Consider the following 13,671-nt stretch of genomic DNA (forward strand, 5'->3'; position numbering starts at 1 on the left):
GGAGTGGACATCCGGCCACCGGAGCCGGATGATCGGCAATGGCTGCGGCACAACCCTGCGGCCGTACCGGTTCGTTGCAGCCATTGGAAAAAGCCTACGCCCGCTTTTCCACACCCGCAATGCTGCGACGCACCATCAAGCCACCACCCCACGCAGGGCCGCCATGCGGTCCCGGTCGACGCGGATGCGGTCGAGATGCTGGGCGATCACCGCGGTGATCGGCAGCGGAAGCTCCTTCGCCATCGCCTCGTCATAGCGGCGCAGGCATTCGCTTTCGCCGCGCTCGACCTCGGTGATGATGGCGGCCCGGTCATGGCCGAGCACGGTGGATTTCAGTTCCAGGAAGAAGCGGTGGGCGCCGCCCAGCATGGTGCCGCCCATGTCCGGCGCCCCGCCCTGTTCGGCGACCAGCCGCTGAATCTCGCGCACGATGGCGCCGCGCTGGGCGGCGAGATCGTTGAACAGGGCCTTCAGATCCTCGTCCCCGGCGGATTCGGCGGCCTGCCGGTAGCCTTCGTGGCTGTCCTCGACGATCCGGATCAGCTCGTTCAGCGTATCGACGATCTCGTCCTTTTCCATGACGGCAAGCCCTCCCATGCGTCCCCTACGGTGCCACAACCAATGCGCAGGGCTGAATGTTCCCACCAGCCACCGGGAGCACTCCGGGAGAGACAGGGCGGGAGAGACAGGGCGGGCAGGCGGACGAGGACGCCTTATGCCGCCACTTCCGGGGCGATGCGTGCGGGGAAGGGGCGGCTGCGGAAGATCCCCGCCCGCCACAGGCCGATGCAATGACCGGACAGGCCCATCGCGTCCGACACCAGTCCGAAGACCGAGCCGGCCAGCAGATTGTGTCCCGACCCGACCAGGGTCGCCAGGATGAAGAACAGGCGCATCCGCCCAACCCCGCTCTGCCAGCGGCCGAGCGTGGCCAGCAGGAAACCGGTTGCCGACAGCGCCGACATCGGCCCCTGCCAGCTCAGCGCCGCCACCGCCAGGGCCGCCGGAACGGTCAGCCCATAGAGAAGGCCGAGCACCCGGCCGGGATGCCGGCGGATACGCACCGCCATCTGGATCAACCCCAGCCCGCACATCAGCATGCCGGTCTGGGCGCCCAGCAACAGGAAGTGAAGCAGGAAGAGGGAAGAGGCGGTCGCCTGCGCCAGCAGGATCGCCCGCCGGCCGCCGAGCAGCGTAGACAGGGTGGCCGCCGACAGTCCGGCGATGCCGGTTGCCGCAACCGGCGACAGCGTGACGGAGTGGGAGGTCAGGGTCGGAAGATAATCCAGCAGAAATGCCGTCATGGAACGCCTTCGCACGAAGAACATGCCGCAGTGCAGCGAAGGCGGCGGACGCTAGTCCCGGACGGTTAACCAGATATGAACATCGATGTGACCGGAAACAGACCAAAAGACGACCGGCTGGCAACCACCGAAAGTTGGGAAGCGCAATCATGTGTCTCCCATCGTCAAAGCCGGTGATTATTGTGTGTTCTCTGCTCCGGTGCCCTGTGACGGAAATGGTTTTGAAAGACTGCACAGGTGCGAGCCCGGCGATTTCGGGTTGGATCCTGTCCATCCTTGTCGTTGGCAAAGCGGAGTGAGGACGGCATTCTCGCCCCGTCACGGCGGCATCGTTATCGACAGCCTCGTTTTCGGAGGATTCGTTGCGAGGGTCGCCGGACCGGGATCGGGGGATCATCCGCAATCAGGGCGAACGCAATCAGAGCGAACCGGGGGAACCACCATGGCGCTGTATGGACGGCATCCCGCCTCACTGGGCTGGGAAGCGAAGCCGAAGTCGACCAAGACCGGCGCATCGCGCGCGCATGCTGGCCGTGCCGGCCGCAACGGGCCGCTGTGTTGTTCCTGTGGCCGGCCGATCCGTGCCGGCGACCCCCATTGGGCCGGGCATGGCGACCAGAGCCCCTGGCATTATGCCTGCGCCGAGCGCGCCGGCCTTACATGGTCATGGGCGGGCCGTCCGGCCGAACCGCCGCTTCCGGCCGCTGAACTGGACTGACCGCACCGGCGGCCAGCCCCGCCTGTGCCTCTTCACGCCCGCGCCGATAGGCGTCGCGTTCGGCCTCCACGATGGCGTCGGCCAGACGCCGTTCGAACTCGCGCTCCACGAGGGCGGAGAACAGGTCGATGCGGAAACGTGCCTGCAACGAGCGGCTCAGCCTGCGGGCTCTTTCGATCGGCGGCATCGGCGGTTCCCCTCTCTGCTGAACGGCATCGCCCAGCTTCAGAGATCGGGGCTCTTCGAGCAATTGCGCCATCGGCGAACCGCCCACGCAAAAGAGAGCGCCCATCCGCACCCATCGGTGCGAACCGCCCGTCTTTGAAATTTCAAATTTTCAGGAAGGAAAGCGGCCCAAGGCCGGATGCCATGCAGCCGGCATGCGGTTTGGAGCGGGTGAAGGGAATCGAACCCTCGTCGTAAGCTTGGGAAGCTTCTGCTCTACCATTGAGCTACACCCGCGCGCCCGCTGTTTATAGGCGAGTGCTGCATCGGATACAAGAGCGGAATCAAGTACTCGCGGCGGTGGGAGCGGAGGCTGGAGAGGTGGCTTCTGTCGCCGGGACGGGGACGGACGGACGGCCGGAGATGGCGCAGGCGACGCCGTCGGAAATCACCCGATGGCAATGCTCGGCCAGCGCCTTGCGGCTGCTGAAGCCGTCGATGGTCACCGGCGGATGGAACTCCACCTCGACCGTCATGCCGCCCAGGCGGAAGGCCTGCCACAGGTGCGGCGCCAGATCCATGTCGCCGTACCAGGCATAGAAGGGACGGAAGGCGAAGCCCATCGGGATGCCGTCCAGGCGGGTGGCGGCGACGCTGACCGGCTGCACCGTCAGCGGACGGCCGTCGATGCGGCGGGCGGCGACGGCGAACAGGGCGGTCTTGAAGGGCAGGGTGCGGTTGCCGTCGCTGGAGGTGCCCTCCGGGAACAGGATCAGGCTGTCGCCGCCATCCAGACGGCTGCCGATGTCGTCGCGCTGCTTGTCGACCGAGGCGCGGGCCTTGCGTTCCACGAACACCGTGCGCTGAAGCCGGGCCAGCAGGCCGAAGAAGGGCCAGGACCCGACCTCCGACTTGGCGACGAAGGAGCCGGGGATCTGCGACCCCAGCACAATGATGTCCAGGTAGGAGGAGTGGTTGGACACGAACAGCACCGGCCCGTCGGCCCGCTGGCCGCGCACCACCACATCCAGCCCGATCAGCCGGGCACAGGCGCCGTGATAGAAGGCGGGCAGGGTGCGGCACAGACGCCAGTTCCGCGCCACCGCCAGGGCCTGCAGCGGGATCAGCAGCAGAGTCCACAGCAGATAGACCGTCAGGCGCAGGGCGCCGCGGCCGGAGGAGCCCAAGGCGCGCGCGGTGCGGTTCATGGTCGCCTCAGCCGGCTTGGCTGTCGCGGCTGCGACGCTCGTAATGCTTGGCATACTTGTCGGTGATCAGATCGCTCTTCACCACGATGCAGACGTCGGTGGTGTTGAACTGATGGTCGATCACGGCACCGTCGCCGATGAAGCCGCCCAGCCGCAGATAGCCCTTGATCAGCGGCGGCAGGATGTTCAGCGCGCGGCGCGGATCGATCTGGTCCTTGGGCATGCGGTTCAGCGACACGAAGCGTTCCGGCAAGGCCGTCGCCCGCAGCTCCGGAGGGGCCAGATGATGGTGGTAGAGGTAGGACAGCGGCTCCGCCAGCGCATCCGGATCGGTACCGGGCAGGCTGGCGCAGCCGAACATCAGGGCGATGTCGTGCTGGAACACATAGGCGGCGATGCCCTGCCACAGCAGCTGCATGCTGCCGCGGGACCGATAGCCGGCATCGACACAGGAGCGCCCCAGCTCCAGCACCTCGCCGGGATAGCTGGCGAGGCGGTCGATGTCGTATTCGTCGCTGGAATAGAAACGGCCGACCTTCTCGGCGGCGGGGCGGCGGATCAGCCGGTAGGTTCCGACCACCATGTCGGGGCCGTTGCCGCGGGCATGGTCGATGACCAGCAGATGATCGGCCACACCGTCGTAATCGTCGAAATCACGGGACCGGGCCTGCATCGCCGGCGAGGGAACCGCCGCCATCTCTTCATAGAAGACGCGGTAGCGCAGCGCCTGCGCCCAATCGATCTCTTCCGCCGAGCGGGCCAGCCGCACCTCCAGGGTGCCCAGGCGAATGCCGTCCGTCAGCTTCTCGCCACCGACACCGGGGTCGGGTGCGGACGCCTCGCGCCGCTCCGGGCTAGTCCGGGTCATGCCCGGCTGGTCCAAGCTTGCATCAGCCATGTCGAGGGTCCGCTGCGATGATGGTTCGGGACTATGCGCTGCGCCTCCCTGCCTGCCACCGCCGGGCCACGGCGGCCGGGCCGCAGCGGCTGGGTCGGGACGACAGAGTCGCACGCACCACAAGGCATAACACGATCCGCCGGTTGCCGGTCAACCGACATCGTAGCCGACGGCGCGGCACGCGGTCAGCCGACACCCTTGGCCGGAGCCATGGCCGACGCCCTGGCCCGACACCCTATGAGCGGCAGCGGATCGGCCTGCGTGATTTTGCAGTTATGGAGTCTGGAGCGCCGGGCGTGCGGCGGCGCCTATGCCCTGCCGGACGGGCCACCCGCAGCGAAGGCGGGATGGTCGGGCGCGGGTAAGGAAGGGAAGGGGGCGGAAAGGGCGGCGGCGCCGGCACGGCACCGGTCCGCCCTGCGGGACCCCCAATCCTCAGGCGCCGCGGCGGGCGCGGGTACCGAGACCGATCTGCTTGGCCAGCGAGCTGCGCTGGCGGGCGTAGTTCGGCGCGACCATCGGGTAGTCGGCCGGCAGGCCCCAGCGGTCACGGTATTCTTCTGGGGTCATATTGTACGCCGTCTTGAGATGGCGCTTCAGCATCTTCAGCTTCTTGCCGTCTTCCAGGCACACAATATAGTCCGGCGTGACCGACTTCTTGATCGGCACGGCAGGCTGCGGACGCTCTTCCGCCACCACCGGTTCGGTGCCGACATTGGCCAGCGACTTGTACACCTGCTCGATCAGAGTCGGAAGATCGGTCAGTGCGACTGTATTGTTGGAGACATGCGCCGCCACGATCTCCGTGGTCAGAGACAACAGCGCGTTGGAAGGGGACCCGTTGCTCATGTAAGCTTGCTCCGCGGCATTCGTACCTCACCATATAAAGAGGTTTCCTGCATCGTGCAATATCCATCCTTTGGAACAAAGAGGAATCGGTGACCGAAAAAATCTCCACAGACTTGTTTCTCGACATCACCTCGCAGGTTTGTCCGTTAACCTTCGTCAAGACCAAGTTGATGGTGGAGCGGATGGACGCGGGGCAGACCCTCGAAGTCCGGCTGAATGCCGGTGAACCCTTGGAAAACGTTCCACGATCCTTGATCGAGTTGGGTCACAGCATTCTGTCTGTCCACCCCGAACGAATGGATGAGCCGGATGGAGTCCATCGCCTGATCGTGCAGAAAAATTAACCCCTATGCCCCGTCAAGATTGCGGCGCAGAACAAGTGCCGCGACCCGTCCATCCGGTCGTTTGTAGTATCCAGGGCGGCGTCCGACGGAAAAAAAGCCGCTGGCCTTGTATAGACTCGAAGCTGCCGGGTTATCCTCGGCGACTTCAAGAAACAATGCAGTCGCACCCAGGTCCTGCGATCCGCCGACCGCAGCCTCCACCAGCAGGCGGCCGATGCCGCGGCGGCGGGCCTGCGGCAGCACGCCGATGGCGAGGATTTCCGCATCCTCCGCCGCGACCCGGGCCATCACGAAACCGAGCGGCCGGTCCCGGTCATCGAGGGCGAGGGCGGCGAAGCCGGCAGGCGGGACGATCAGGGTGGCGACCGACGCCTCATCCCAGGGATCGTCCGGGAAGCAGGCCTGCTGCAGGGCCGCCACCACACCGGCCTCCAGCAGGCCGGCGGGGTGGAGGCGGACGGCGGCGGCGGTCATGCCGCGGCTCCTTCGCCCGGTACGGCTTTGCTCCCTGGCCCGGCAGCCGCGGTCTTCGGCTCCGTGGTCTTCGGCAACCCCGTTTTCGGCCCCCCCGTTTTCGGCAGGGTGACGTCGGGCGGACGGAGATAGAAGGGTTCGGCCGGCAGGCCGGTGGGGCGGACGGCCCCGAGCGCCGCCACCACGGCGGCATCCGGCAGCCCGTCGCCGGACGCCAGCGCCAGATCGGCACGCCCGGCCAGCAGCGGCGCCACCGCCGCCGCCGCGTCGCCGGCCAGCAGCAGCGGCCCGGACGGGTACAGCCCGTCGAGCCAGCCGGGGATCGCCGCCGGATCGGGCATCGCCGGATCGCCGACGGGGGCCAGCGCCGCGTCGTAGAGTTGAAGGAAGGGTTCCGCCCGCCGGCTGTCGACGGCAACCAGCAGGAACCGGCCGGCACGCTCGGCGGCCGGCACGCCATGGGCGATGGCGTCGAAGCTGGTGATGCCGATCACCGGCAGGTCCTGGGCGACGGCGATGCCGCGCGCGGCAGCCAGCGCGATGCGCAGCCCGGTGAAGGCGCCCGGCCCGACGGTGACGGCGATGCGGTCAAGCCCGGCGAAGCCGGCGCCGGCGTCGGCCAGCACCTCCTGCGCCAGCGGCACCAGCACTTCGGCCTGCCCGCGCGCCATCGGCGGGCTGCGCCGGACGGTCACGCGCGCGCCGTCATCCTGACCGGCCGTTCCATCCCACAGTGCCGCCGAACAGCCGGACGTGGCCGTATCCAGACCCAGAACCTTCATCACCCCACCTTCCCTGCCGCCGCGACCCGCGGACGGCCCGTTCATAATACGCAGGCCCAGCCGCCACGGATTTCCATCCTGCCCGGTATCGTCCCGAAACGTGACCTGCCCGCATGGGAATGGCAGACCCGCGACCATGGCAGACGGCGCCGCAGCCATGCTACAGGACGATCGTCTTCCCCATACGCCGACGGTTGCCCTGTTCATGCTGACCGAGATCACGCCTCCGGCCTTCGACATCGACCTGGAGCTTCTCTACGCCACCGCCGACAACCTGTCGGGCGTGCCGATCTACCGCTCGGCGGTGTGCATGCTGCACCCCGACGCGGCCCGCCGGCTCGCCGACGCCATCCGGCTGGCCCGCGGCATCGGCTGCCGGCTGCGGGTGTACGATGCCTTCCGCCCGGCGGAGGCGCAATGGAGGCTTTGGCACGCCTTCCCCGACCCCACCTATATCGCCGACCCGCGGCTGGGGTCCAACCACACCCGCGGCGTGGCGATCGACCTGACGCTGGTGGATGCCGCCGGCGTGCCCCTGGACATGGGCACCGGGTTCGACGCGATGACCGAGCGGTCGCACCATGGCCGCAGCGACCTGACCGCCGAACAGCAGCGCAACCGCGCCCTGCTGCTGGGCGTGATGGTGGGGGCGGGCTGGGAGCATTACCCCTCCGAATGGTGGCACTACCAGCTGCCGGATGCCGAACGCTACCCGCTGCTGACCGACGCTGCGGCCGGCGGCCGGCTGATGTAGGGACATGGGCTGCTGGTAGCGGCCCGAACCCGTCTGCGCAAACTCAACTGCCCAAGCTCATTTCTACGTGTGCTACGCCGGAGGCGTTCCATTGTTGCACGCGCGCACCGCATCTCTGCTCTCCGCAGGAAAGCGGCGGACAGCGCTTGTTCGCAGGACGGGGACTGTGGCACATCATTTGCGTTGGGGCGGAGGTCGCCCCAATCAGCCTTTTCCGCAAGGGCGCCATGCCGTTCCGTCGTGCCGTCTCGGTAGTCGCCGCCGCCGCGCTGTCCATCTGGACCGCGTTCGTGCCGGTGTCCCGGCCCGCCGCCGCCGAAGCCGCCTCTCCGCAGGGCGCCAGCGCGGTGGTGTTCGCCTATGACCGCTTCGGCGAGGACCAGAACCCGTCGATCAGCATCCGCATCGACCAGTTCGAAGCGCATCTGGACGAGCTGACCGACGGCGATTACACCGTCCTGCCCCTGCCGAAGATCCTGGACGCCCTGCGCACCGGCAAGCCGCTGCCCGACCGCACCGTGGCGATCACCATCGACGAGGCCAGCCGCTCCGCCTTCACCGAGGCGTGGCCGCGGCTGAAAGCGGCCAATCTGCCCTTCACCCTGTTCGTCGCCACCGACGCGGTGGACCGCGGCTCCCCCGCCCACATGACCTGGGGCGAAATCCGCCAGCTGGCGGCGGCAGGCGTCACCATCGGGGCGCTCGGCACCTCCACCCAGTCGATGCTGGCGCGCAGTCCGGACCAGCTCGCCGCCGACCTGCGCCGGATGTCCGACCGCTTCCAGGCGGAGCTGGGGCGGCGCCCGGCGGTCCTGGCCTATCCGCAGGGCGAATATTCGCTGGCGGTGCGGCAGATGGTGATCGACCAGGGCTTCACCGCCGCCTTCGGCCAGCAGTCGGGGGTTCTGCATCCGCAGGCCGATCCCTGGAGCCTGCCGCGCTTCGTCATGAACGAGACCTACGGCAGCGCCGACCGGTTCGAGCTGGCGGCCAACGCGCTGCCGCTGCCGGTGTCGGACCTGACGCCCGACGACCCGCTGGTCACCGTCAACCCGCCGCCGCTGGGCTTCACCATCGCCGACGGGGTGGGCGACAGCTCCAAGCTGGCCTGCTTCGCCACCGGCCAGGGCCGCACCGCGCTGGAACGCATCGCCGAGGACCGGGTGGAGGTCCGCATCCGCGATCCCTTCCCGCCGGGCCGTGCCCGCGTCAACTGCACGCTGCCGGCCGCCGACGGCCGCTGGCGCTGGCTGGGCGTGCAGTTCCTGATCCCGGAATAACCGGCCGCAACAGGCAGTTCCCAGATAGGTTTCCGGGGCATTTCCGGCCGCATCAATCGGGCATTGGCGGCCGGTTCCGCCGCGCCTATGGTGCCGCTTCCGGCGTGCCGTCGCGAGGCGCGCCGCGGTTTCCAGAAGTGGGCGTTTTCACAAGCGGGCGATTTTTCGGGAGCGGGCCATGGCCGACGACACCTATTCAGCAAGCGGGCAAGACAGCGCGCAGGGCTCCGACATCGGCTGGGCCGACACGGTGCGGTTCCGTCTGCCGGCCGGCTGGGCCGTCGATGTGGAGGAGCATGAGGGGCAGCCGGTGGGCACCTTCCGGCCGCCGCCGCCGGCCGCGGGCGTTCTGCGGCTGGTGACCGACCGGGTGGTGCCGCAACCGGACTCCGGCGGCACCGCCGCAACCTTGCAGGAGATGGCTCTGCGCTTTGTCCGGCCGCAGGACCAGCGGGCGGGGGACCGGACCGTGGACGGCCGGGCCGACGGCGCCGTGATCGCCCAGGCGATGATGCGGACGGAAGAGGACGGCCGGGCGGAGACGCATTATCTGTGGCTGGTCGGTGCGGAGCGCGCCGATGCGGCGGGGTCCGTTGCCGCGGTCGCCATGTTCAGCTTCGCGCTGCCCGACCTGATGGATGGCGACGAATCCTGCGCCGAGATGCTGGGCCGGATCGACGACGCCATCCGCAATGCGGAGATTTTGTGAGGCGGCAGGTTTTGTGAGGCGGCAGGTTTTGTGAGGCGGAAAGCCATCCGCCTCTTCGGGCAGGGTTACTGCAACACGGTCTACTGCAACACGGTCACGGGGGGAGCGCCGGTCAGCAGTGGCCGGCGCCGGTGGCCATCAGCGCCTTCATGCGGAGCGCATGCGGGTCGTGGGCGACGGCGGCCTCTTCGGCCGCAAGAGCGGCGAGGCTGAGGAAGCGCACCAGATCGTCCAGATCGCATCGCGTGGCGTCGCTCATCAGGCTGTCGAGGCAGGACTTGATGGCCAGGGCCACGTCGCGTCGTTCGTCCATCATCGCGCTTCCCTTTCACACCTGTGTGACCAGCATCGCAATTGAACCGCATGGCTCGGCGGCGGCAGCGGCAGCATTGCCGGCCCCTTCCCTTGCGGTCATCCCCAATGGACAAACGAGATAGCATATTCCTTTTGAGTTTTCACTATTAGATTCTCCAAAACTTTAATAATCATAGCAACTGAGAATTGATTGCGCAGAGCTTTGCACGCGGTTGCTTGTTAATGAAAGGTTAACTTCCTTGACTAGTTCATGAGCTAAGCATTTATCTCTTGTAACACCTGTGACGATTTGAATCATCGCGCTTGAATATCGGGATACTCGTCCTTGCGTACTTGAATACGCAGGTATTCTATTGCCAGGAGCAACAGGACGGCGGCGGTGTGGCAAAGGGTGTCGGGGACGCGTTTTTTCCCCGCTTTTGCAGGCCGAAAGGCGCGCCACCCTGTTGCAGCCCGAAACGGCTCCGCCTATATCTCCGCCAGCACGGGCCGGACCCGGGGGCATCGCTTTCATGTGTCGCCCCCGGACACCAGGACCCCAAGCGCTCCACCGACGTTTCACCGACCCTATGGGGATCGCGGCGGTGCCGGACCAGACGGGCCGCCACGCATCTGCCGAACGAAAGAGGCTGAACATGAGCAAAGTGATTGGTATCGACCTCGGCACCACGAACTCGTGCGTCGCCGTGATGGAAGGCGGCAGCGCCAAGGTGATCGAGAACGCCGAGGGCGCGCGGACGACGCCGTCCATGGTCGCCTTCAGCCAGGGCGGCGAGCGGCTGATCGGCCAGCCCGCCAAGCGCCAGGCGGTCACCAATCCGGAAAACACCCTCTTCGCCATCAAGCGTCTGATCGGCCGCCGCTTCGACGATCCGCTGACGAAGAAGGACCAGGGCCTGGTTCCCTACCGCATCATCTCCGGCGACAACGGCGACGCCTGGGTCGAGGCGCACTCCAAGAAGTACAGCCCCAGCCAGATCAGCGCCTTCATCCTCACCAAGATGAAGGAAACCGCCGAGAACTATCTGGGCGAGAAGGTCACGCAGGCGGTCATCACCGTCCCGGCCTACTTCAACGACAGCCAGCGCCAGGCCACCAAGGACGCCGGCAAGATCGCCGGGCTGGAAGTCCTGCGCATCATCAACGAGCCGACGGCCGCGGCGCTGGCCTACGGCATGGAGAAGAAGGGCTCCGGCACCGTCGCGGTCTATGACCTGGGCGGCGGCACCTTCGACATCTCCGTGCTGGAGATCGGCGACGGCGTGTTTGAGGTGAAGTCGACCAACGGCGACACCTTCCTGGGCGGCGAGGACTTCGACAGCCGGATCATCGAGTATCTCGCGGACGAGTTCAGCAAGGAGCAGGGCATCGACCTGCGCAAGGACAAGCTCGCGCTGCAGCGTCTGAAGGAAGCTGCCGAAAAGGCGAAGATCGAGCTGTCGTCCACCACGCAGACCGAAGTCAACCTGCCCTTCATCACCGCCGACCAGACCGGTCCGAAGCACCTGAACATCAAGCTGACCCGCGCCAAGCTGGAAGCCCTGGTGGACGAGCTGGTGCAGCGCACGATCGAGCCCTGCAAGGCGGCCCTGAAGGACGCCGGCCTGAAGGCCAGCGAGATCGACGAGGTGATCCTGGTCGGCGGCATGACCCGCATGCCCAAGGTCATCGACGCGGTGAAGCAGTTCTTCGGCCGTGAGCCGCACCGCGGCGTGAACCCGGACGAGGTGGTCGCCATCGGCGCCGCCATCCAGGGCGGCGTGCTGAAGGGCGAGGTCAAGGACGTCCTGCTGCTCGACGTCACCCCGCTGTCGCTGGGCATCGAGACGCTGGGCGGTGTCTTCACCCGCCTGATCGACCGCAACACCACGGTGCCGACGAAGAAGAGCCAGACCTTCTCGACCGCCGAGGACAACCAGAACGCCGTCACCATCCGCGTCTTCCAGGGCGAGCGCGAAATGGCGGCCGACAACAAGATGCTGGGCCAGTTCGATCTGGTCGGCATCCCGCCGGCCCCGCGCGGCGTGCCGCAGGTCGAGGTGACCTTCGACATCGACGCCAACGGCATCGTCAGCGTCACCGCGAAGGACAAGGCGACCGGCAAGGAGCAGCAGATCCGCATCCAGGCCTCGGGCGGCCTGTCGGACGCCGACATCCAGAAAATGGTCAAGGACGCCGAGGCCCACTCGGCCGACGACAAGAAGCGCCGCGAGCTGGTCGACGCCCGCAACCATGCCGACGCCCTGATCCACACCACCGAGCGGACCATCAAGGAGAACGGCGACAAGATCCCGGCCTCCGACAAGACCGCCGCGGAGGCTGCCGTCGCCGAGCTGAAGTCGGTGCTGGACAGCGAGGATCTGGACGGCATCAAGGCGAAGACCGAGGCCCTGGCCCAGGTCTCCATGAAGCTGGGCGAGGCGATGTACAAGGCCGGCCAGGGCGAGGCCCCGGCTGCGGGCGGCGAGGCGCCGGGCGCCCAGCCGAACGAGCCGGGCGTCGTCGACGCCGACTTCGAAGAGGTCCAGGACGACAAGAAGAAGTCGGCGTAAGCCCGACGCCAGCTTCTTTTTGATACGGACCTGACGCGAGCATCGATGGCCCGCCGCCTTTCCCCGGCGGCGGGCCTTCGGTATGCTGGGGTCAGGCTCCGACGCGACGCGGACAGTTTGGACCAGAACGACTCAAAGGCGGTCGGCCCCCATGGCGAAACAGGATTATTACGAGCTGCTCGGTGTGGCGAAGAACGCCAGCGCGGATGAGCTGAAAAAGGCTTATCGCAAGATGGCGATGCAGTACCACCCGGACCGCAACCAGGGTGACAAGGACGCCGAGCAGAAGTTCAAGGAAATCAGCGAGGCCTATGAAGTCCTGAAGGACGATCAGAAGCGCGCGGCCTACGACCGGTTCGGCCACGCCGCCTTCGAGAATGGCCGTGGTCCGGGCGCCGGAGCCGGCGCCGGCGGCTTCAACTTCGACTTCGGCGGCGGCGGCGGCTTCGCCGACATCTTCGACGAGATGTTCGGCGAGTTCATGGGCGGGCGCCGCGGCGGCGGCACGTCCGGCCGCGGCCAGGACCTGCGCTACAATCTGGAGATCGGGCTGGAGGACGCCTTCAAGGGCACCCAGACCACCATCCGCGTGCCCACCACCGTGCAGTGCGACGGCTGCAACGGGTCGGGCGCCGCGGCGGGGACCCAGCCGATCACCTGCCCGACCTGCCAGGGCCACGGCAAGGTGCGGGCGCAGCAGGGCTTCTTCACCATCGAGCGGACCTGCCCCGGCTGCCACGGCGCCGGCAAGGTCATCAAGGACGCCTGCAAGAACTGCGGCGGCTCCGGCCGGCTGCGCAAGGAGAAGACCCTTCAGGTCAACATCCCCGCCGGCGTCGAGGACGGCACCCGCATCCGTCTGGCGGGCGAGGGCGAAGCGGGCCTGCGCGGGGCGCCGGCCGGCGACCTCTACATCTTCCTGGCGCTCGCCCCGCACCCGATCTTCCAGCGCGACGGCGCCAACATCCACTGCCGGGTGCCGATCCCGATGACCACGGCGGCGCTCGGCGGGGCGGTGGAGGTGCCGACCATCGATGGCAGCCGCACCAAGGTGACGGTGCCGCCGGGCACCCAGTCGGGCCATCAGTTCCGCATCAAGGGCAAGGGCATGTCGGTGCTGCGCAGCGCCCAGCGCGGCGACATGTACATCCAGGCGGTGGTGGAAACCCCGGTGAACCTGACCAAGCGCCAGCAGGAACTGCTGCGCGAGTTCGAAGGTGCCGCCAAGGAAGGGTCGAACCCACAGTCGGAAGGCTTCTTCGCCAAGGTGAAGGAGCTTTGGGAAGACCTGAAGGACTGATCCCGGCCAGCGCCGGGGA

General features: G+C 67.4%; 15 protein-coding genes and 1 tRNA gene. 6 read left to right on the forward strand and 10 right to left on the reverse strand.

Going from position 1 to position 13,671, the window contains the following annotated elements; all coding sequences use genetic code 11:
• Window positions 1-135: 135 nt before the first annotated feature.
• The 7 genes from VH569_RS11515 to VH569_RS11545 all read right to left on the reverse strand — a co-directional run bounded on the left by VH569_RS11515 (window position 136) and on the right by VH569_RS11545 (window position 5,142).
• Entirely contained in the window at window positions 136-579 is a 444-nt protein-coding gene (locus VH569_RS11515) for a PA2169 family four-helix-bundle protein (protein ID WP_377808230.1), read from the reverse strand.
• Between the two features lie 134 nt (window positions 580-713).
• Window positions 714-1,304: a YgjV family protein gene (locus VH569_RS11520; RefSeq protein ID WP_423315461.1), complete on the reverse strand. Its 591-nt coding sequence runs from the start codon at window positions 1,302-1,304 to the stop codon at window positions 714-716.
• A 656-nt stretch (window positions 1,305-1,960) separates the two neighbouring features.
• Entirely contained in the window at window positions 1,961-2,209 is a 249-nt protein-coding gene (locus VH569_RS11525; RefSeq protein WP_109052293.1) for a hypothetical protein, read from the reverse strand.
• Between the two features lie 201 nt (window positions 2,210-2,410).
• A tRNA-Gly gene (locus VH569_RS11530) sits at window positions 2,411-2,484 on the reverse strand.
• A 47-nt stretch (window positions 2,485-2,531) separates the two neighbouring features.
• Window positions 2,532-3,395 carry a lysophospholipid acyltransferase family protein gene (locus tag VH569_RS11535; protein WP_423315462.1) on the reverse strand — a complete coding sequence of 288 codons (864 nt, stop codon included), beginning with the start codon at window positions 3,393-3,395 and terminating at the stop codon, window positions 2,532-2,534.
• A gap of 7 nt (window positions 3,396-3,402) precedes the next feature.
• Window positions 3,403-4,293, reverse strand: a complete 891-nt coding sequence (locus VH569_RS11540; RefSeq protein ID WP_423315463.1) for a GNAT family N-acetyltransferase — start codon at window positions 4,291-4,293, stop codon at window positions 3,403-3,405.
• Window positions 4,294-4,728: 435 nt separating this feature from the next.
• On the reverse strand, window positions 4,729-5,142 hold the full coding sequence (locus tag VH569_RS11545; protein WP_014249126.1) for a MucR family transcriptional regulator: 414 nt from the start codon (window positions 5,140-5,142) through the stop codon (window positions 4,729-4,731).
• 89 nt (window positions 5,143-5,231) lie between these two features.
• On the opposite strand from VH569_RS11545, the gene VH569_RS11550 reads away from it, so the two are divergent.
• The gene (locus VH569_RS11550; protein WP_098740857.1) at window positions 5,232-5,486 is read left to right on the forward strand and encodes a sulfurtransferase TusA family protein; all 255 of its coding nucleotides are present in this window, start codon (window positions 5,232-5,234) and stop codon (window positions 5,484-5,486) included.
• Window positions 5,487-5,489: 3 nt separating this feature from the next.
• Here the strand turns inward: VH569_RS11550 and VH569_RS11555 are convergent, their stop codons facing one another.
• Window positions 5,490-5,960 (reverse strand): GNAT family N-acetyltransferase, encoded by a 471-nt coding sequence (locus tag VH569_RS11555; protein WP_423315464.1) that lies wholly within the window; start codon window positions 5,958-5,960, stop codon window positions 5,490-5,492.
• Window positions 5,957-6,742 (reverse strand): tRNA (adenosine(37)-N6)-threonylcarbamoyltransferase complex dimerization subunit type 1 TsaB, encoded by a 786-nt coding sequence (gene tsaB / locus VH569_RS11560; protein ID WP_423315465.1) that lies wholly within the window; start codon window positions 6,740-6,742, stop codon window positions 5,957-5,959. The genes VH569_RS11555 and tsaB overlap by 4 nt, the downstream gene beginning before the upstream one ends.
• 205 nt (window positions 6,743-6,947) lie before the next feature.
• On the opposite strand from tsaB, the gene ddpX reads away from it, so the two are divergent.
• The 3 genes from ddpX to VH569_RS11575 all read left to right on the forward strand — a co-directional run bounded on the left by ddpX (window position 6,948) and on the right by VH569_RS11575 (window position 9,485).
• The gene (gene ddpX / locus VH569_RS11565; RefSeq protein WP_376959786.1) at window positions 6,948-7,496 is read left to right on the forward strand and encodes a D-alanyl-D-alanine dipeptidase; all 549 of its coding nucleotides are present in this window, start codon (window positions 6,948-6,950) and stop codon (window positions 7,494-7,496) included.
• A gap of 227 nt (window positions 7,497-7,723) precedes the next feature.
• Entirely contained in the window at window positions 7,724-8,776 is a 1,053-nt protein-coding gene (locus VH569_RS11570; RefSeq protein ID WP_109096003.1) for a polysaccharide deacetylase family protein, read from the forward strand.
• A 178-nt stretch (window positions 8,777-8,954) separates the two neighbouring features.
• Window positions 8,955-9,485, forward strand: coding sequence for a hypothetical protein (locus tag VH569_RS11575; protein ID WP_423315466.1), 531 nt, complete (start codon window positions 8,955-8,957; stop codon window positions 9,483-9,485).
• Between the two features lie 112 nt (window positions 9,486-9,597).
• Here the strand turns inward: VH569_RS11575 and VH569_RS11580 are convergent, their stop codons facing one another.
• Window positions 9,598-9,801: a hypothetical protein gene (locus VH569_RS11580; RefSeq protein WP_098740861.1), complete on the reverse strand. Its 204-nt coding sequence runs from the start codon at window positions 9,799-9,801 to the stop codon at window positions 9,598-9,600.
• Between the two features lie 634 nt (window positions 9,802-10,435).
• Here VH569_RS11580 and dnaK point away from each other — a divergent pair.
• Window positions 10,436-12,352, forward strand: a complete 1,917-nt coding sequence (dnaK, locus tag VH569_RS11585) for a molecular chaperone DnaK (protein WP_109052287.1) — start codon at window positions 10,436-10,438, stop codon at window positions 12,350-12,352.
• 151 nt (window positions 12,353-12,503) lie between these two features.
• A complete protein-coding gene (dnaJ, locus tag VH569_RS11590; RefSeq protein WP_423315467.1) occupies window positions 12,504-13,652 on the forward strand; it encodes a molecular chaperone DnaJ in 1,149 nt (382 codons plus the stop codon).
• The last annotated feature ends 19 nt before the right edge of the window (window positions 13,653-13,671 follow it).

The organism is Azospirillum sp. 11R-A (assembly GCF_049472615.1).
Lineage (GTDB): Bacteria > Pseudomonadota > Alphaproteobacteria > Azospirillales > Azospirillaceae > Azospirillum > Azospirillum palustre.